This is a genomic window from Sphingorhabdus sp. EL138 (assembly GCF_945890115.1).
GTDB lineage: Bacteria > Pseudomonadota > Alphaproteobacteria > Sphingomonadales > Sphingomonadaceae > Sphingorhabdus_B.
Genome location: NZ_CAMDCK010000001.1, coordinates 34,742 through 54,574 on the forward strand (window position 1 = coordinate 34,742; position 19,833 = coordinate 54,574).

The following is a 19,833-nucleotide window of genomic DNA, read 5'->3' on the forward strand; positions in this document are numbered from 1 at the left end:
TTGGCTTCCTTATACTCTGTTTAGCCAGCGATCAGTTTTTGCTTGGCCCAAGCAAATCGAGCACCGCAGCGGTCGTTGCCTCAATCCCCAGCCGTACGGATGATTCTGGATCAATTTTGAACAAAGGCGAATGGTGGCCAGCCACGGGCGGGCCGCCATTCTTTGCGGCAACGATCCATTCAGGCTTCGTCCCACCAACGGCGAAATAATAGCCCGGAATGCCATGTTTCTGATCCACGAAAAAGGCGAAGTCTTCCGCGCCCATTGCCGTCTGGCGGAACGGTGTCACCACATCCTTACCCAAGGCATTGGCGATAGCCCCGTTCAAGCGGCGGGCAAGCGCACCATCATTGACCGTGACTGGCGTGCTCTCCGTCACTGTAACAATAGGCAACTTGTCTTGCGGCAAGCCATGTGCCGCGCCAATGCCCTTGGCAACGCGCTCGATAGAGGCAATGAGTTGATCGCGCACGGCCTGACTGTTGGAACGCACCGTCACCTGTAAGTCGGCATATTCGGAAATAATGTTATGCTTTGTTCCCGCATGGAAAGCGCCAACGGTAATTACGCCGGGGTCCAATGGTCCCTTTTCACGGCTGATGATCGATTGAAGACCGACAACGATTTGCGAGGCAATATAGACTGGATCCCGGCCCAAATGCGGCGCTGCGCCGTGGGTAGCGATCCCGGGCACGCGAATGTCAACGCTGTCCGCCGACGAATATTGAATGCCTTCTGAGGCCGAGATTTTACCAGCCTCAAGCTCTGCGGCGACATGAAAGGCCAAGGCATAATCTGGCTTTGGAAAGCGGGTGTAGAGGCCGTCTTCTATCATCGCCTTTGCGCCGCCGACACGTTCTTCGGCAGGCTGGACAATGAATAAAACCGTACCCTTCCAGCGATCCTTCATCCGTGCCAACTGACGCGCTGTACCCACCAATGCGGTGATATGCACATCATGGCCGCACGCGTGCATCACAGGCATTTCAAGGCCATCGACCCCGACCTGTTTCACCGTCGACGCATTGGCCAGACCGGAGCGTTCTTGCACAGGCAGGCCATCCATATCCGCGCGCATAAGGACGACGGGCCCATCACCGTTTTTCAACATACCGACGACGCCGGTACCGCCGACTTTCTCGGTCACGACCATGCCGGGCACGGCGCGCAGTTCCTGCGCCATACGCGCGGCGGTCTTAAATTCACGGAACGATAATTCGGGATTGCGATGGAAATGGTCCCACAGGCTCGCCAGCGACTTGTCATAGTCAGCCTTAATCGAGTCTGCGTAATCTGGCTGTGCGGCTGCTGGCGTTACGACCAACGCGCTGGCCAAAAATGCGCCCAAAATAGATCTCTTAATCATCTTAATTCCCCCTGATATCCCAGATTTTCCGTTATCTGTCGTCCACGCTATCATGGGCACCGGTCAAAGCAATGCCCAACGGCGGAAAATTCATCGACCATAGTCACGAAGCGGTAAAAGCCCCTACGTTCGGCAGGGTTGATCCAAAAGCCCGCACGCAGCGAATACGCCTCCCCCACATGGCCGAACCAGCGATTGCCTTGCTTGTCGGTCAACCAATGCACGCCAAGGCCATAGCCTGTAAAATAACCTTTATCATCATCACCATTTTTACCGTCAAAGGTCCAGACGGGGCCAATCATCTGCGTAAAACTTTTGCGCGACAACAAAGGTGCGCCATCGCGTAACAGCAATTGACCAATTTTTGCCAGATCGCGCGCCGAAATACGCAGGCCGCCTTGCGGACTGAAGGCCGAGCCGTTGCGTCCAAGCACATAGAGCTTATCAACGGCACAGCTTCCGTCGCTGGCAGGGTAAACCGCGCATGGATCAGGCCCGTTCATGGGCGCATCGCGCGCAAGGTCTTTATTGGGTCGCAGCAAAGTGACCGCCTGCGCGCGCCGCCCGTCGCTGCACCCTGCGCCCCAATTATAGCAGGCATCCAACCCAAGCGGCGTCAACACCAGCCGCGCCATCAGTCGGTCAAAGCGTTCGCCGGTGGCTCCCTCCATCACCGCTGCAATCAACGGCGAATTGATATTGGCGTAAGCAAAATAAGTGCCAGGCGCATGGCCCGCATCCCATGCCTTTGGGTTAACCAAAACGGCCTCAAGACTGCCATCAAGCGGCACGATATAATCCACAGAGTCACGCAAACCGCTTTGATGCGATAACAAGGCGCGTAAGGTAATCGGTGCATCCGGAAATGCCGGATTGCGGACCTGCCAACCCAGATAGTCATTCACGTCGCGGTCGAGATCAAGCTTGCCTTGCTCCGACAGACGCATGACGCCGATGGCTATGACCAATTTCGAGATAGAGGCAACCCGCGCCGGATCATCTATGGTCACGGCCCGCCCAGCAACGCCAGCATCCCCCTCGACTATTACGGGGGTGGTGCTGTCCGATGTGAAATCGACTTTGACCACTGCCGGTCGGATGCTGGCATGACGAGGCAGTGTTTCAGCGGGCGCATCGGTTGCGCATCCGGAGACGATCACCGCCACAAGGGCAGCGCAGACCAATTTTAAGCGGCGCAAATGCATCATGACGCTGGACACCCACCCAAATATTTACCCATTGCCTTGCCCTGCAGGGCGACCTTGCCAACCATCGGCAGGCGGACATCTACCTTGCTGTCATAGTTGAATGCGGTTTCGCCCATGACACCGGTAAGTTCCATGTCCACGCTGCCCATGCTATCCATGCCGCAAGATAACTTCATGCGCACATTTTGTCCGGAAACATCGAACGCCTGATACACGCATTTTTCGGCGCCATTGCCCCTAAAGAAATCCGCCGCTGGCTTTTTTGCTTCGGCATCGGTCAAGCAGCTTTGGCTAGATGTATTTTTCCCCACTTCATTCATGATCTGCTGCTTTTCAGCTTTACCCAGCGTCGGAACATTGATGTCCGCAAAGACGAAATTGGTTTCCCAAAGCCCGGCCTTCATCGGAATGAATGCATCATAGTCCATCGCCGCTGCGCTTTCTTGGCTATCGATTACTCCGTCGCCATCCTTATCCGCGCTGCTGTCCGCACCCTCATTCGAACATGCGGATAATGCCAGCGCGGCTGCGCTCAACAGGAAAATTTTACGCATTGATACACCTCCCGTTTCTCTCCGCCATATTACTGTCGCCGCCCATCCTAAAAGGCAACAGCGATAAAAAATGCCGTTGAAAAGTCACACTAAGGTTTCACCTCAAACGCTGGCGTTTGCGACGCATAATCACATGATGGACCTCTATTGCCTAATTAACCCTGCGCACGGTCCACATGCGCACTTCAATTGCCTTCCACCGACGGGGGGCAAAATCCATTTCGGCTGTGGAAGAACGTAAATTTGGTGCATCGGTCCGCATTCCGACGCACGCCTCTTGCCCTTGCTGCGTGCAAAGCACATATAGCGAACATGGCAGAGCTCATCATCCGCCGTGGGCTGGAAGAACCGGACACGGTTGGCACCTTCACCCCGCACCGACCGGAACGCCCGTCCAAGTTGGAAGGTGGCAGGCCGTTTAAGATCGTGTCGGATTTTGCGCCGGCGGGTGACCAGCCAACCGCTATTCGCGAACTTGTCGACACGGCACTGACGGGGGAAAAGAACCAAGTTCTGTTGGGTGTCACAGGGTCCGGCAAGACCTTCACCGTTGCCAAGGTCATTGAAGCATTGCAGCGCCCAGCGCTTATTCTTGCGCCAAACAAGATTTTGGCCGCGCAGCTGTACGGCGAATTCAAAAGCTTTTTTCCCGACAATGCCGTCGAATATTTTGTGTCTTATTATGACTATTACCAGCCCGAGGCCTATGTCCCGCGCAGCGACACCTACATCGAAAAAGAATCGAGCGTAAACGAGGCGATCGACCGGATGCGCCACTCGGCGACTCGGTCTTTGCTGGAACGCGATGATGTCATCATCGTAGCATCCGTTTCGTGCATTTACGGTATCGGCTCCGTCGAAACATACTCAGCGATGATTTTCGACCTGAAAAAGGGAGAAAGCGTGGATCAGCGGGAGTTGATCCGCAAGCTCGTTGCACTTCAGTATAAGCGCAACGACATGGCCTTTGGCCGTGGCAACTTCCGCGTACGCGGCGACAATCTCGAAATATTCCCATCACATTATGAAGATACTGCATGGCGCGTCAGTTTCTTTGGCGACGAGATTGAGGAGATTGCCGAATTCGACCCGCTGACGGGTAATACCGGCGCAAAGCTGAACAGCGTGCGCGTTTACGCCAACAGCCATTATGTGACCCCTGGCCCAACGATGAAGCAGGCCAGCGAAGCGATCCGCTTTGAGCTGACTGAGCGGTTGAAAGAGCTGGTGACCGAAGGCAAATTGCTGGAGGCACAGCGGTTAGAGGAGCGGACAAATTTCGATCTTGAGATGATTGCCGCGACCGGGTCTTGCGCTGGCATCGAAAATTACTCGCGCTTTCTAACGGGCCGCCTGCCGGGTGAGCCACCGCCAACCTTGTTTGAATATCTGCCGGATAATGCCTTATTGTTCGTTGACGAAAGCCACCAGACGGTGCCGCAAATCGGCGCGATGGCCAAGGGCGACCATCGGCGTAAGCTGACATTGGCCGAATATGGGTTCCGCCTGCCTTCCTGCATCGATAACCGGCCACTGCGTTTCAACGAATGGGATATGATGCGCCCGCAAACGGTGTGCGTATCGGCAACGCCGGGCGGGTGGGAAATGGAGCAATCGGGCGGCGTCTTTGCCGAACAGGTCATTCGTCCAACCGGCCTCATCGACCCGCCAGTTGAGATTAAACCTGTCGAAGACCAAGTGCAGGATTGCATCAACGAATGCCGCAAAACGGCAGAGGCAGGGTTCCGCACGTTGGTCACCACCCTGACCAAGCGGATGGCCGAGGATCTGACGGAGTTCATGCATGAAGCGGGGCTGCGCGTGCGCTACATGCACAGCGACGTTGAGACTTTGGAGCGTATTGAGCTGATCCGCGATTTGCGACGCGGCGTGTATGACGTGCTAGTGGGAATAAACTTGCTGCGGGAAGGTCTCGATATTCCCGAATGCGGGTTGGTCGCGATATTGGATGCCGACAAGGAAGGTTTCCTGCGCAGCGAAACGTCCTTAATCCAGACCATCGGCCGCGCTGCGCGCAACGTCGAGGGCCGCGTGATCCTCTATGCCGACCGCATGACTGGCAGCATGGAACGCGCCATCCGCGAAACCGACCGCCGCCGTGAAAAGCAGCATGCTTACAATATAGAACATGGGATCACCCCAGCCACAATCAAGCGCGATATTCACAACATTGTCGCCGATAGCGCCAGCCGCGATTCTGTATTGGTCGAGATTGACGCCGAGGGTGCCAACAACCTCGTTGGGCACAATTTGCGCGCCTATATCGAAGACCTGGAAAAGAAGATGCGCGCCGCTGCAGCCGATTTAGAGTTTGAAGAAGCTGGCCGCCTGCGTGACGAAATCCGGTCTTTGGAGGCAACCGAGCTTGGCCTGCCGCATCCACAGCATGTCGCAGCACCCAAAGGCCGCGCGACCGAAGGGCAGCCCGGCACACGCAAAATGCGCTATGGCAAGACGCAGCGCAAATTCGGGAAATAAGGGTTAGGCCGTGAACGCCTAATTTAGCAGCCGCAGAACGGCCGAAAGTCCGGCAAGGCCAAGAACGCCCGCGACGAAGCTGCGCCACAAAGTCGGCGGCACCCTGCCAAAGGATTTCGCACCAAGCCAGTTGCCGACAAGCACCGACGGGAACAGCGCAAGCGACAGCCACAATAAATGCGCGTTCGCCAGTCCAAGGACAAATGCCGATATCGTGCCCGCAATCGCGGTGGCGAAAAACACCAGCATCATCGACGCGCGCGCTTCCTTGGGCGGGATAGGCTGGCGCAGATAAAAGGGTACGACGGGCGGGCCCGGCATCGCCGCAAAACCCGTCAATATGCCCGAGGCAATGCCGGTAAGTGCGGTTTCCTTCGGCCCGGGACGCAGTTCCCCGCGTTGCGGCAGCAGCACGAGCACAAACGCCCCAATGGCGATTCCGGCGATCATCAACCGTGCAACATCTGGGCTGGTATGCATCAGCAGCCATATCCCCAGGGGCGTTGCCAACATGGCAAACGCCGCAATCATCAATGCGCTCTGGCGGTGGGCGTCCGCGTAAATGACTTTAAAGCCAACAGGCCCAATCAGCACCTGAAGCAATATGCCAATAACCACCGCCTCACCCGGCTTCACGATCAACCCGAACAATGGCACAAGAATGATGGCCATACCAAAACCGGTCAGCCCGCGAATATAGGCCGCGCCAAAGGTCATGGCCGCCAACAGCGACAATTGCGCTGTGGTAATTCCAATCAGGTCTTGAATGTTCAGTGCCCCATAGCGGCATGGTCAGCGGCGGTCAGCGGCTTTTCCGCAGCTACGCCTTTTTTGTCGAGCCAGGCCTGCATGTCCTTGATCTCAGCTTCTTGTGCGGCGATGACCTTTTGCGCAAGCGCCCGCACTTCAGGGTCCTTGCCATGTTCCAGCGCAACCTTCGCCATTTCAACCGCACCCACATGGTGCGGGATCATGCCTTGCATGAACGCAACATCGGCGTCGGCGTTGATATTGCCCATTCCGGCATGCATCTTGTCATTGGCGGCGGCATAAGCCTTTTGTGCGGCATTGTAGCTGGCGGTCGCATCTGCTGTTGCCGCTGGGGTTTCGGCGTTTTCGTCCGCCGCAGGTTGCTGGCACGCGGCCAAGAAAAACACGGCAGCAAGCGTCAATGGAAGTGTTTTCATCGCTATCTCCTTAAAGATCGTCTTAACGTAAATCCGGCGGTGTGGCTTCATGCGACAGCATAGCAATCGCTTCATCCAGCGTCATGATACGCTGACCATCCGAACCAAGGCTGCGAATCGCAACCTTACCTTCTTCGGCCTCACGCATACCAACGACAAGCAAATGCGGCACCTTGGCGACGCTATGCTCGCGCACCTTGTAATTGATTTTTTCGTTGCGGGTATCGGCCTCAACCCGAATGCCCGCCGCCTTCAACTTTGCGGTCACATCATGCGCATAGCCGTCAGCCTCCGATGTGATCGTTGCGACCACGGCTTGCACCGGCGCGAGCCAGACGGGGAAACGGCCCGCATAATGTTCGATCAAGATGCCGATGAAGCGTTCATAACTGCCAAAGATCGCGCGGTGCAGCATGACGGGACGGTGGCGTGCGCCATCCTCTCCAACATAGCTTGCATCTAGCCGCTGGGGCAACACGCGGTCGGATTGGATCGTGCCGACCTGCCATGTCCGGCCAATCGCGTCGGTCAAATGCCATTCGAGCTTTGGCGCATAGAAAGCGCCTTCGCCGGGCAGTTCTTCCCAACCAAATTCAGCCGTCGCAAGGCCAGCACGGACCACGGCATCGCGCAGTTCGTTTTCGGCCTTATCCCAATCCGCATCCGAACCAAAACGCTGGTCGGGGCGCAACGCGAGCTTGATCGAATAGGTAAAACCAAATTCCTTGTACACTCTGTCGGCCAGCGCGCAGAAGGCCTGCACCTCCTCGACAATCTGGTCTTCGCGGCAGAATATATGCGCATCATCCTGCGTAAACTGACGCACGCGCATCAGGCCATGCAACGCACCATGCGGTTCATTGCGGTGACAGCAACCATTTTCGTAAATGCGCAATGGCAGGTCGCGATAGGACTTAATACCCTGGCGGAAAATCAGAACATGCGCAGGGCAGTTCATCGGCTTCAACGCCATCCAGTCGGCATCGCCCGAAATCACGGGGCCTTCATCGTCGACATTGGGCACTTCATCAGGGATCACGAACATATTGGCGCGATATTTGCCCCAATGCCCCGATTGCTCCCATTGCCGTGCATCCATGACTTGCGGCGTTTTGACTTCTTTATAACCAGCGCCGTCAATCGCGCGGCGCATATAGCCCTCAAGTTCGCGCCAGATCAGATAGCCATTGGGATGCCAGAACACCGAACCATGTGCCTCTTGCTGCAAATGGAACAAGTCCATGTCCTGGCCCAGACGGCGATGGTCGCGCTTGGCGGCCTCTTCCAACCGGAGCAGATGCGCGTCCAACTGTTTCTTATTCAGCCAGCCCGTGCCGTAAATGCGGCTTAATTGGGGATTATTCTGGTCGCCACGCCAATAGGCACCGGCAACGCGCGTCAGCTTGAACGCCGCAGCATCCAACTTACCGGTCGAGGCCAGATGCGGACCACGGCACATGTCCATCCAGTCATTGCCGGACCAATAGACGGACAATTCCTCGCCCTCCGGCAATTCCGCCGCCCACTCTGCCTTAAAACTTTCGCCCGCATTCTGCCATGTGGCAATCAAGGCGTCACGCGCCATGACTTCGCGGCGCAGCGGCTTGTCGGCGCGGATGATCGCGCGCATTTGTTCCTCAATCGCGGGCAGATCATCCATCGTGAACGGGCCGCGTTTGGCAGGTGCCATCACGTCATAATAAAAACCGTCATCGGTCGATGGACCAAAGGTGATTTGCGTACCGGGAAACAACGCCTGCACCGCCTCTGCCAATATATGCGCAAAATCATGGCGGGCGAGTTCAAGCGCATCCGTCTCGTCTCGGCTGGTCACCAACGCCAGTTCAGCATCGGCCTCCATCGGGCGCATGATATCGCGCAATTCGCCATCCACGCGCGCCGCAATCGCCGCCTTGGCAAGGCCGGGACCAATCGCGGCAGCAATGTCCGCAGGGGTAGTGCCACGCGCAACTTCACGGGCAGAGCCATCGGGAAGGGTGACACGGATCATCTCAGACATGGAGTATCTTGCTTTCAACTGCGGTTAGAAGCGCCCCTTTGCCAGCCCAGAGGCTAAGTCGCAAGTGCGCAGCCATTGTCCGCGAACAAGAACTGGCCATCGCACGAAGTTCAACTAATCCGTCGTCTTCTCGCTACGATAAGGCACAAACTCGCCAAGGCTGCAAACACCGCCGGTCATGCCGCTGGTCCGGTCCACAAGGCGGATGATGTCGCCTTTGCATTTCTGGCCACCAAATTGTTCGGACACAATGATGTCATCGTCACGCGCCAATCCGCTGCACGCGGAGCGCAGGTTGTTTTGGTACAGCAGACGGCCCGACACGCGGTAGAGCAGGATATTGTCGCTGACGCGGATGGTGTTGGTGGCGTTAAAGTCGCTGATGCAGTTTACCGGCGTGCCCGCGACCTTACCGTTCAGTTCCTTCATAAGCACCGCGCTCTGTTTCTCGGTCAGCGGCTTTGGCGTGCTGTCCACTTGTCCGCACGCAGCGACCAACATGAGCGGAAGAGCAAGAGCGGTAAATTTAAGCATATGCATCGAATTTCTCCGTTTCACGCAATGCCCATATCATAAGAGCAGCGCGATGAACCTTAGATTATCAGACGAGCGTCGCAATATGGCGTTTTTCGCCCGAGGTGACGTCTACGACCGCGTTGCCAAGGTCGGCATCCACCGGACAATCAATCACCGCCATCGCGCGCGCGCCACCTTCGGTTTCGAGTAACATTGTTGCCGGACCAAAACCGTCCTTGCCCGCTGACCGCACAAAGCTGCGCACCCGCGCCTTGCCCTGCGGCATATCATCGAGCGCGCGCGGTGTAGGTGCATAGCCCTTTGCAACGTCGCCCGACCATGCGATGGCTGGCTGTGCTGCGGTGTAAATCCCGACCGCTTGCTTTGACATCACGCCGCCATTGGCCGCAACCAAAGCGGGCTTTGACCCATCATGGCGCAGCGCGTCGACCATCGCGGCGATATTATACACGCCATAGCCATTGCCCGGCCCGCCAAAGAAGCTGAGCCCGCCGGTGAGGGTATAGTCACCAAGCGATCGGCCTGCATCTTGCATGCTGTCCACCGCTGCAAATACGGCGCAGGGAAAACAGCTATAAATATCCACGGGGCCAAGGTCCGCCGCAGCGATGCCCGCTTGATCCAGCGCCGCGGGGATAGCAAAATCGAGCGCGGCGGAACGATGAATGACCGCGCGTTCGGACAAGGGCGGCTCTGCCGCTTCAGCAGCGCCCGCCAACCACACCCATTTGTCTTGCGGCACACCCAATTCCCGGGCCTTGCCTGCGCTTGTCAGAATAATCGCGCCACCTAGATCAACCGCGTCCTGCGCCACATGCCAGCGGCGGTAGATGTCCGTCAGCGGGTAATTGGCATTGTCGTTGCTGAGCAACGATTCGGGCGACCGAAAACCCGGGAATTGAGCATGCGCGCGTGTTTCGGCCTTTGAAGAGAATGCTGACCACAAGGCAGCCATTTCCCGCGCATAAGCATCGGCGTTTAATCCCAACGCCATCCGCCGCGCATTTTCAATCAGGCTATACGCCAGCGGCATGGAAATGATGCCATGGCGGATTTCGGTGCGGCTTAGGATCGGGAAGCTGGACAGCCGGTTGTCGAACGGGGTGTCCGAAGGCAAGCTCCAGTCCAGAGTAACGCCCGCCTTGCGTGCGCGCTTGGCAGTACCCGTTGCTTCAGCCGCGACCAACACCGCCATCTCGCAAGTACCGCGCCTTATATCTCCCGCGAGCTCGTTCAACATCGCCTGCGGGCTTTGGCCGCCGACATCAGCATAGATCAGGCGTTTAGCCGTGACCTCGCCTACCGCGCCAAAGGCCTCCGGCGCGTTGTCGGGCGACCCTGTGCCTAGACTCACCCCGCTATCCTCGAACGTGCGGATAGCGGCGATGGTGTCAATCGCGGCGGAAACGGCTTGAGCTTGCCCGGTGTCGGCAAGCGCAATCTTGATTGCAGCCCCCGCCAGATCACGCGGGGCGGGCCATTCGCCGGCAACGGTCTTACGGCTTGCCTCGCCTGCGCCAATGATCACCGGCGCGCTCGCGTCAAAAATGCCCATGTTACACTCCCGATTATCTCTTAACTGCACGCTTAAATATGCTAGCTGTCGATGCAAGGCTTTTGGGAGAGCGGAAATGGCAAAATGGCCGAAATTGACATGGGACACAGAACCAACCGGACCGCTGAAAGGCATTAAGGTCATTGATATGTCTACGGTGGTGCTTGGGCCTTATGCCACTTTGCAATTTGCAGACTTGGGCGCGGAAGTTATCAAGATTGAAAATAGCGAAGGTAACACGCCCGGTGATCTGATGCGTCACGGTGGCGATTCACCCACCAAGCAGCATGGGCCGATTTTCATCGCGCTTAACCGCAACAAAAAAGCGATCAACCTGAACATCAAAAAACCTGAAGATAAAGCGGTGCTCGAGGCATTGTTGGAAGATGCCGATGTGTTCATCCACAATGTCCGCATGGCCGGCGTCGAGCGGCTTGGTTTTGGCTATGAGGCGGTGAAGGCGATCAATCCCAATATCGTCTATGTCCACTGCGCCGGCTTTGGCGCGGGCGGCGCTTATGGTGAACGACAGGCCTATGATGACATCATTCAAGCCGCTTCTGGCTTTGCCGCGTTAAGTGAACAACGTGACGGCAAGCGGCCCAATTATGCGCCAAGTCTGGTTGCTGACAAGGTAAGTGGCTTGTTTGCGGCCAACGCGACTATGGCGGCGCTGCTTGCGCGCGCGGGCGGACAAGGCGGGCAGTTTGTCCAAGTGCCGATGTTCGAATGCTTCACTTGGTTCAACATGGTCGAAAATCTGTGGGGCGAAACATTCATCCCTGGCAATGGCCGCATGGGCTATACGCGGTCCGTTAATCCGCGCCGGCGGCCATATCCCACAAAGGATAGTTTCATCGCCATTGTCCCCTATAACGACCGGCAATGGGCAAAGTTTTTCGAACTGGGTGGGCGGCCCAATGTGTTTGATGATCCCCGCTTTGCAACATATCAGGATCGCACTAAGCACACAGGTGCGCTTTACGCGTTGATTGAGGAAGTTAGCGGGCTGTACACAACTGCTGAATGGCTTGACCTGTTGGCACAGCATGACATTCCGGCAATGAAATATAACCGCATGGCCGACGTGCTAGCCGATCCGCATTTGGCCGATGTCGGGTTTTTTGAAGAGTTGGAGTCGCCAGATATCGGCAAATATCGATCGATGAAGCATCCCGTGCATTATGCCGGAACGCCCGTGACAAACTATGCGCACCCACCGATGCTGGATGCTGATGGGGATGAGATTAAGGCCGCATTGGGGATGTAATTCCCTCTCCCATCGGGAGAGCATAAACCTAAACCAACAACCCGCGCATGATCAGGTCAATGCTATGCTCCCGATAGGCATCGCGCATATTCTCGTCGAAATCGTCCTGGTTGTAACAATGGCGCAGCACTAACCGCGATGAATAGAAACGGTCGGCTGCGCCTGTTACCGTGAAGTAGAAAAATTGCGGGTCGATTTCGCGGAACTTGCCTGCCTTTATGCCCTGCGCAATCAGCACTTCGTAGACATTGGAAATCGGCTTCAAGTAAAGTTCCGCAATGCGCGCCGCTTCGGCAGGGGCGCTGTCGCGGACCATGCGCATCAACAAACTATTGAGATAAGGAAAGGCGTGATAGGTGTCGATTGCAGCGCCAATATGGATACGCAATTTTTCGGCAGGCTCCATGTCTTTGGCCATTAAAGCGCCAAGACTTTGCACGATATTGCCCATGTCGCGATCAAGCAACGCCAGCATCAGGCCGTTCTTATTGCCGAAATAATATTTGACCAAAGCGCTGTTCAGGTCGGCACGCAGCGACAATTCTGACAATGACAGGTCAATCGTGTCGCCTTCGCGCATGATCTGGCTCGCAGACTCAATCAATTGATCGCGCGCATTGCTCCCATCGCCTGTATCGCTTGCCACTTTTGGTCCTGTTGTTGCCATTGGTGCCCGCCCCGCTTTGCCTAAGGTTACTTATAAACAGGTTCGTCCCACCATGGGAAGAAGTCAGGCAAGTCTGTGGACACTTTGTCGGGGTAGACCGGACTGCGCTTCTCCAGAAAGCTGGCGATGCCCTCTTTCGCATCACCGGACCGCGAACGGCGGTAAATTGCTCGGCTGTCGATCGCGTGCGCGGCCATCGGGTGGTCCGCCGCAGAGACCCGCCACAACATAGCCCGCGTGAGGGCAATGGAAACCGGCGCCGTATTGTCCGCAATCTCCCGCGCCAGCGCCTGCGCTGCCTCCATCAATTCGGTCGGCGCGTGAACAGAACGGACGAGGCCGCCATTCAACGCCTCGACGGCATCGAACACCCGGCCCGTCATGCACCATTCCAACGCCTGTTGCATGCCCACCAAGCGCGGCAGGAACCAGCTAGAGGCCGCCTCTGGCACAATGCCGCGCCGCGCAAAGACAAAGCCAAAGCGCGCAGTGTCACTCGCCAAACGGAAATCCATCGCCAATTGCATCGTTGCACCAATGCCCACCGCCGCGCCGTTGATGGCGCCGATGACGGGTTTTTTGCATTGAAAAATCCGCAGCGTCAGCCGCCCGCCGGAATCGCGCACGCGTTCGTCCGAAAGCGATTCAACCTCCGATCGGCTCGCAAACACGTCGCCACCCGCATCCGGCGTAAGGTCCGCGCCCGCACAAAAGGAACGTTCCCCTGCCCCCGTTACAATGACCGCACGCACAGCATCATCGGCATCCACCAGATCAAATGCTGCGCACATCTCGCCCATCATCACATTGGTGAACGCATTCATCTTTTCGGGACGATGCATAGTTAGGGTCGCGATGCCGTCAGCGACAACATATTGGATTTGGGTAAACTCGGTCATGCGATCAACGCGGCGCCATGCGGATTGCGCCATCGACGCGCACGTCTTCGCCGTTGAAATAGCCACATTCGATCATCGTCATCGCAACTTGCGCAAATTCGTGCGGATAACCAAGGCGCTTCGGGAATGGCACGGATGCCGCAAGCGCATCTTTGACGGCTTGCGGTGCACCATTCATCAATGGCGTGTTGAAAATGCCCGGCAAGATCGTGTTGACGCGAATGCCTTCGCTCATCAAATCGCGCGCGATGGGTAAGGTCATGCCAACAACACCGCCCTTGGATGCGGAATATGCCGCTTGCCCCATCTGGCCGTCTTCTGCTGCGACCGACGCGGTGTTAACCATTGCGCCGCGTTCACCATCTTCCATTGGCTCCAGCGTCAACATGCCCGCTGCCGACTTTGCGATGCAGCGGAACGTGCCAACGAGGTTGATCTGAATGATGCGGTCAAAGGCATCGAGCGGAAAATGCTTGATCGAACCGTCTTCCTTCGAACGGCTAGCGGTCTTGGCGGCATTGCCCGTTCCAGCGCAGTTCACCAAGATACGTTCCTGACCATGCGCCGCGCGTGCCTTGGCAAAACCAGCATCAACGCTTTCGTCGCTCGTCACATTGACGTTGCAAAACACGCCGCCAATTTCAGCGGCCAACGCTTCGCCCTTATCGGCTTGCAAGTCGAAAATCGCGACCTTCACACCCTTTGCAGCGAGCGCCCGTACAGTTGCTTCGCCAAGGCCCGATGCGCCGCCTGTAACGACGGCTGCGACTGTTGAGTCCAGTTTCACGTAAGTTCCTTTTTTAAATACCGTAGTGCTGAGCTGCGTCGAAGCGCGTTTAACCGATAAGCGCCCTTCGACAGGCTCAGGGTTACGGTGAGTTTATCTGGTTGCGGACTAAACCCGCTCAATAATCGTGACATTGGCCTGACCGCCGCCTTCGCACATCGTTTGCAGGCCGTAGCGCCCACCACGTGCTTCGAGCGCATTGAGCAACGTTGCCATCAATTTTGTACCCGACGCACCCAATGGATGTCCGAGCGCAATCGCGCCGCCGTTGACGTTGATCTTTGAACGGTCACCGCCTGTGTGCTTCAGCCATGCCAAAGGCACTGGTGCGAATGCTTCATTTACTTCATATAAATCGATATCGGACATTTTCATGCCGGCACGCTGAAACGCACGGTCGGTTGCGAACAATGGTTCTTCCAACATGATCACTGGGTCACCCGCCGTGACCGTCAAGTTAACGATCCGTGCGCGCGGGGTCAGGCCATGTTCTTTTAACGCCTTTTCCGATACGATCAGAACCGCCGATGCGCCGTCGCAAATCTGGCTCGCGTTGGCGGCGGTAATGCTCCCGCCTTCCTGCAGCAATTTGACACCGGACAGACTTTCAAAGGTCGCGTCATAGCGGATGCCTTCGTCGCTATTGTGGACGATCTTGCCCTCTGGCGTATCGACTTCCATGCCAACGATTTCATTGGCAAATGCACCGCTTTGCGTAGCCGCAATTGCCTTATGGTGCGATTCCAGCGCAAACTGGTCAAGATCCTCGCGGGTAAAGCCATATTTTTGCACCAGCATTTCAGCGCCCATGAATTGGCTGAACATGATGCCCGGATAGGCTTCTTCCAAACGCGGGCTTTTATACGTGCCCATGCCTTCTTTTTTGAACAACATAGATGTCGCACCCATAGGCACCCGCGTCATGCTTTCGATGCCAGCGGCCAGCACAATGTCCTGTGTACCCGACATGACACCTTGCGCGGCAAACATCATTGACTGCTGTGACGATCCACACTGGCGGTCGATGCTGACGGAAGGGATCGAATTAGGCAAGCGCGAGGCAAGCACAATGTTACGGCCAACGTCGCCAGCTTGTTCGCCACCTTGCGACACGCAGCCCATGATGACATCCTCGATCGCGGCAGGATCGAAATCATTACGGTCAGCAATCGCGTCGAGCACAGCAGCACCCAAATCGACCGCATGTACGCCCGCAAGCTTGCCACCGCGACGGCCACCAGCGGTACGAACCGCATCCACAATATAGGCATGTGCCATATTCACTCTCCTGTTGTTCGAAATTTAATCAGACGACTAAACTTTGAAAGGGGAGAGTCAAGGGAGAAGCAGTGGCGAGATTATCACGAACCATTGTCATTCCCGCGAAAGCGGGAACCCATGGTCCGACCCGAAGGTTTAAATCGACATTGCGGACCATGGACCCCCGATCAAGTCGGGGGTGACGCAGCTTATCTTCGCGCGTTAATGCTTAAGCTGCCTCGCGCGCTATAGTAATTACCTGCGGATAAGTGAATTCAAGCAAGCCTTCCTCACCCAGTTCCGCCCCGAAGCCGGACTGCTTATGTCCTGCAAAAGGCGCGTTGGGAGCAAGATGCATGGACTCGTTAATCCAGACAGTTCCTGTTTCCAGCTGTTCGGCGACTTCGACCGCAGCCTCTGGGTTGCTGGTCCAGATGGATCCGGCCAGTCCATAATCCGAAGCGTTGGCGCGGCTGATGACTTCATTGATCGTCGAAAACTTCATCAACGGCATGACGGGGCCAAATTGCTCCTCGGCCACAATCCGTGCGTCTTCGGGGGGGTTATCAAGCACGGTGACGGGCACGAAATAGCCGGGAATGGACGGGTCATGGTCGCCGCCGGCGAGGAATTTATAACCCTTGTCCTTGGCGTCCTGAATAAGCTCCAACACGCGCTTATATTGTGGCTTGTTCTGAATAGGGCCAATTGCGGTGCCCTGCTCAGCGCCATCGCCGACTTTAACCGCCTTGGCATAAGCCGCAATCGCGGCGGACAGTTCGTCATAAATATCTTCATGAATATAGATGCGCTTGGCCGCGATGCAGACTTGACCTGCATTGTAAAAGCTTGCCCAAAAAAGCTTTTCCGCCACCTTGCCCACATCGGCATCGGGTAGAACGATAGCGGCATCATTACCGCCCAATTCAAGCGTAATGCGCTTTAGGTCCTTCGATGCCGATTCCATGACGCGCTTGCCAGTGGCGGTCGATCCGGTGAAGGTGATCTTGTCGATGTCGGGGTGCGACGTCAGCAATGGTCCAAGCGCGTCGCCGCCCGTGATGATGTTGAGTACGCCCGGCGGGAATACGCCCGCCACCAGTTCGGCCAAGCGCAAGGTCGCCAGCGGCGTGAACGGCGATGGCTTTAGCACCATCGTGCAGCCCGACAATAAGGCAGGCACAATCTTCTGAATCGCCATCAACACAGGGAAGTTCCACGGCACGATGCCGCCAACCACGCCAACAGGAACGCGGCGGGTACGGCTGAGACGCTTGTCGCTGTCCTCAGTGATTTTCTCTTCCAAATTCAGCATTGGCAAAGCGCGCGTCATGCCCACACAACCGGCGATTTCACTGCCCGCCTGCATATGCGGCTTGCCCTGTTCGGCGGTGAGCAGACGCATCAGTTCGTCACTGTTCGTCTTGATCACGTCTGCCATTTTCGCGAACAGAGCGCGGCGTTCTTCGACGCTCGTTTTTTTCCATGTTTGGAACGCAGCGCGCGCGGCGGCAACCGCCTTGTCTAGATCGGCCTGACCGCAATCGGGCACCTGGCCAATGACTTTTTCTGTCGCAGGGTTCACGACATCAATCCATTTGCCGTTATCCACCAGTTCGCCGTTGATCAGATTTTTATATTGGATGGTCATGGTCTATCTCCTCATCAGTCTGCGGCGTTATAGCCTCAAGTTGTCGGCTTGTCCTGCTTTGCCCAATATTCATCGCGCAGCAGGCGTTTGTATAATTTTCCGGTGTCATGGCGTGGAAGCTCTTCGCGGAAATCAATGCGGCGCGGGATTTTAACGCCTGACAATTTTTCACGTGCGTAGGCGGCGAGTTCAGCGCGCAAATCATCGCCTGCGTCGGCCATGTCGAGTGGCTGGACCACCGCAATCACTTCCTCGCCCATTTCGTCATGCGGGCCGCCGATCACCGCGACATCGCGGACGCGGGGGTGCGTCACCAGATGGTTTTCGATCTCTTGCGGATAGATATTAACCCCGCCCGAAATAATCATGAAGCTTTTACGGTCTGTCAGGTAGAGATAGCCCTCTTCATCCAAACTTCCGACATCACCAAGCGTGGTCCAGCCGTGTTTATTGGTCGCGCCTTTGGTTTTTTCGGGATCATTATGGTAACTGAATGACGCGGCGCTTTCGAAGAACACGGTGCCTTCTTGGCCAACCGGCACATCGTCGCCATTATCATCGCATATATGCATTGTGGCGTTCAGCGCGCGGCCTACTGATCCCTTGTGCGTTAGCCACTCCTCGCTGGAGATGAAGGTAATTCCCTGCCCCTCGGTCCCGGCATAATATTCGCGCAGGACCGGACCCCACCATTCAATCATCGCCTCCTTAATAGGGACGGGACATGGCGCGGCGGCGTGAACGGCGCTCTGCAAGCTGGACACGTCATATTTAGCGCGCACATCTTTAGGCAGCTTCAGCATGCGCGCGAAATGCGTTGGCACCCATTGGCTGGCGGTAATCTTGTATCTCTCGATAGCAGCGAGCGCGGTTTCAGGATCGAACTTCTCCATCACTACGACCGTGCCGCCCAGGCGGTGCACCGCCGCACACCAGCGTAAAGGTGCGGCATGATAGAGCGGCGCTGGCGATAAATAGATACTATCGCCTGAAAATTTGAACGCCATCATGGCAAGGCCAGCAAGCACATTGGGTGCCGCTATATCGGCGTCTTCGGGCAGCGGAAAGCGAATACCCTTTGGTTGCCCCGTCGTGCCGGAACTATACAACATGTCAGTGCCTGCGCGCTCATCTGCCACCGGCGTGATCGGCATAGCGGCAACCGCATCAGCGTAATTTTCCCATCCGACATATGCGCCGCCAAGGATAAAACGCGTCACGGGGCTTTCAATCTGGTCCAGCACGGCGCCAAGATAAGGCGAGGCAAAAAGCGCCTTCGACCCGCTGTCCTTCAGGATATAATCGATTTCGGACGCCGTAAGACGGCAACTGATTGCCACATAGATCAGGCCCGCCCGTTGCGCGCCCCAGACAAGATCGAAAAATTCGGCTCGGTTTTCGAGGCAAATTGCCACGGTGTCACCATGCTGAAGCCCAAGCGACCGAAACAAATGGGCGCACTGATTGGAACGTTCATCAAGTTGCTTATATGATATGGTCTCGCCTGATCCCGCCATGATGACAGCGGGCTTATCAGGGTTTGCGGCGGCGTGGACGGTCGGATGGCCCACGTTACTCCCCCTGCCAGTTTGGTTTACGTTTTTCGGCAAAGGCCAGCGCGCCTTCGCGTGAGTCCTTCGATGCAAAAACAGGCGCACAAATTTCGCTCTGCTTCTGCCACATCTCCGTCGAATTCCAGTCGGGTCGTTCGTTAATGACCCGCTTGGTTGCAATCAGTGCCAGCGGACCGTTGGCGGCTATCTTGGCCGCAAGCTCAAGCGCGGCATCAATGGCGGCGCCGTCCGTCACGCGGTTTACAAAGCCTATTTCATAGGCCCGCTGCGCCGAGATAAAATCACCCGTCAGCGCGAGTTCCATCGCCATACGTTTACCGATAATCGATGGTAAGGTCAGCAGACCACCCGCAGCCGCGACAAGGCTGCGCTTCACCTCAGGGATACCGAACTGCGCCTTGTCATTCGCCACGAGCAGGTCGCAAGCAACCGCAATTTCCATGCCACCGGCGAGCGCATAGCCCTCCACCGCACCAATGAGCGGCTTGGCCGGTGGCGATTCAATAAAGCCTGCAAAACCCTTGCCCTTGATGCTGGGCAGTTCACCGCGCAGAAAGGCCTTCAGGTCCATGCCAGAGCAGAAAGTACCGCCAGCGCCCGTGATGATGCCCGCGTTCAGGCTCTTGTCGCTGTCGAGCTGCTCCATGGCCGCAGCGACGCCTTGTGCCACCGCCTGATTGACCGCATTCTTGGCCTCGGGCCGGTTGATGGTGATGATCAGGACACCGTCCTGAGCTTGGGTTAGGACTTCGGACATTTACACCTCGTTTAATGTCATACCCGCGAAAGCAGGTATCCA

The 19,833-nt window shown here is 56.6% G+C and carries 17 protein-coding genes; 2 read left to right on the top strand and 15 right to left on the bottom strand.

Features of this window, described 5'->3' with window-relative positions:
• Window positions 1-31 precede the first annotated feature (31 nt).
• The 3 genes from Q0O07_RS00215 to Q0O07_RS00225 are packed head-to-tail and all read right to left on the bottom strand — an operon-like array spanning window position 32 to window position 3,128.
• Window positions 32-1,366: an amidohydrolase gene (locus tag Q0O07_RS00215; RefSeq protein ID WP_295489044.1), complete on the bottom strand. Its 1,335-nt coding sequence runs from the start codon at window positions 1,364-1,366 to the stop codon at window positions 32-34.
• Between the two features lie 50 nt (window positions 1,367-1,416).
• Window positions 1,417-2,574, bottom strand: coding sequence for a serine hydrolase (locus Q0O07_RS00220; protein ID WP_295489045.1), 1,158 nt, complete (start codon window positions 2,572-2,574; stop codon window positions 1,417-1,419).
• A complete protein-coding gene (locus tag Q0O07_RS00225; RefSeq protein WP_295489046.1) occupies window positions 2,571-3,128 on the bottom strand; it encodes a DUF3617 domain-containing protein in 558 nt (185 codons plus the stop codon). The genes Q0O07_RS00220 and Q0O07_RS00225 overlap by 4 nt, the downstream gene beginning before the upstream one ends.
• 312 nt (window positions 3,129-3,440) lie before the next feature.
• Here Q0O07_RS00225 and uvrB point away from each other — a divergent pair, with 312 nt between their 5' ends.
• Window positions 3,441-5,627 (top strand): excinuclease ABC subunit UvrB, encoded by a 2,187-nt coding sequence (gene uvrB / locus Q0O07_RS00230; RefSeq protein ID WP_295489048.1) that lies wholly within the window; start codon window positions 3,441-3,443, stop codon window positions 5,625-5,627.
• 18 nt (window positions 5,628-5,645) lie between these two features.
• Here the strand turns inward: uvrB and Q0O07_RS00235 are convergent, their stop codons facing one another.
• The 5 genes from Q0O07_RS00235 to Q0O07_RS00255 all read right to left on the bottom strand — a co-directional run bounded on the left by Q0O07_RS00235 (window position 5,646) and on the right by Q0O07_RS00255 (window position 10,926).
• Entirely contained in the window at window positions 5,646-6,362 is a 717-nt protein-coding gene (locus Q0O07_RS00235) for a sulfite exporter TauE/SafE family protein (RefSeq protein ID WP_295489050.1), read from the bottom strand.
• Between the two features lie 35 nt (window positions 6,363-6,397).
• Complete coding sequence (locus Q0O07_RS00240) at window positions 6,398-6,814, bottom strand: DUF305 domain-containing protein (RefSeq protein WP_295489051.1); 417 nt, start codon at window positions 6,812-6,814, stop codon at window positions 6,398-6,400.
• A gap of 22 nt (window positions 6,815-6,836) precedes the next feature.
• Window positions 6,837-8,834, bottom strand: a complete 1,998-nt coding sequence (thrS, locus tag Q0O07_RS00245) for a threonine--tRNA ligase (protein ID WP_295489053.1) — start codon at window positions 8,832-8,834, stop codon at window positions 6,837-6,839.
• Window positions 8,835-8,948: 114 nt separating this feature from the next.
• Window positions 8,949-9,374, bottom strand: coding sequence for a hypothetical protein (locus tag Q0O07_RS00250; protein ID WP_295489055.1), 426 nt, complete (start codon window positions 9,372-9,374; stop codon window positions 8,949-8,951).
• 61 nt (window positions 9,375-9,435) lie between these two features.
• A complete protein-coding gene (locus Q0O07_RS00255) occupies window positions 9,436-10,926 on the bottom strand; it encodes a hypothetical protein (RefSeq protein WP_295489056.1) in 1,491 nt (496 codons plus the stop codon).
• Between the two features lie 76 nt (window positions 10,927-11,002).
• On the opposite strand from Q0O07_RS00255, the gene Q0O07_RS00260 reads away from it, so the two are divergent.
• Window positions 11,003-12,196, top strand: coding sequence for a CaiB/BaiF CoA-transferase family protein (locus Q0O07_RS00260; RefSeq protein ID WP_295489057.1), 1,194 nt, complete (start codon window positions 11,003-11,005; stop codon window positions 12,194-12,196).
• Window positions 12,197-12,224: 28 nt separating this feature from the next.
• On the opposite strand, the gene Q0O07_RS00265 is transcribed toward Q0O07_RS00260, so the two are convergent.
• The 7 genes from Q0O07_RS00265 to Q0O07_RS00295 all read right to left on the bottom strand — a co-directional run bounded on the left by Q0O07_RS00265 (window position 12,225) and on the right by Q0O07_RS00295 (window position 19,791).
• Window positions 12,225-12,863, bottom strand: coding sequence for a TetR family transcriptional regulator (locus tag Q0O07_RS00265; protein ID WP_295489059.1), 639 nt, complete (start codon window positions 12,861-12,863; stop codon window positions 12,225-12,227).
• Window positions 12,864-12,889: 26 nt separating this feature from the next.
• Complete coding sequence (locus tag Q0O07_RS00270) at window positions 12,890-13,762, bottom strand: crotonase/enoyl-CoA hydratase family protein (RefSeq protein WP_295489061.1); 873 nt, start codon at window positions 13,760-13,762, stop codon at window positions 12,890-12,892.
• A gap of 4 nt (window positions 13,763-13,766) precedes the next feature.
• Window positions 13,767-14,549 (bottom strand): SDR family NAD(P)-dependent oxidoreductase, encoded by a 783-nt coding sequence (locus Q0O07_RS00275; protein WP_295489063.1) that lies wholly within the window; start codon window positions 14,547-14,549, stop codon window positions 13,767-13,769.
• A 108-nt stretch (window positions 14,550-14,657) separates the two neighbouring features.
• Window positions 14,658-15,827 carry an acetyl-CoA C-acetyltransferase gene (locus tag Q0O07_RS00280; protein WP_295489064.1) on the bottom strand — a complete coding sequence of 390 codons (1,170 nt, stop codon included), beginning with the start codon at window positions 15,825-15,827 and terminating at the stop codon, window positions 14,658-14,660.
• Window positions 15,828-16,038: 211 nt separating this feature from the next.
• Complete coding sequence (locus tag Q0O07_RS00285) at window positions 16,039-17,460, bottom strand: aldehyde dehydrogenase family protein (protein WP_295489066.1); 1,422 nt, start codon at window positions 17,458-17,460, stop codon at window positions 16,039-16,041.
• A gap of 35 nt (window positions 17,461-17,495) precedes the next feature.
• Window positions 17,496-19,031, bottom strand: coding sequence for an acyl-CoA synthetase (locus tag Q0O07_RS00290; protein ID WP_295489067.1), 1,536 nt, complete (start codon window positions 19,029-19,031; stop codon window positions 17,496-17,498).
• Between the two features lies 1 nt (window position 19,032).
• Complete coding sequence (locus Q0O07_RS00295; protein ID WP_295489068.1) at window positions 19,033-19,791, bottom strand: crotonase/enoyl-CoA hydratase family protein; 759 nt, start codon at window positions 19,789-19,791, stop codon at window positions 19,033-19,035.
• Window positions 19,792-19,833: the final 42 nt, after the last annotated feature.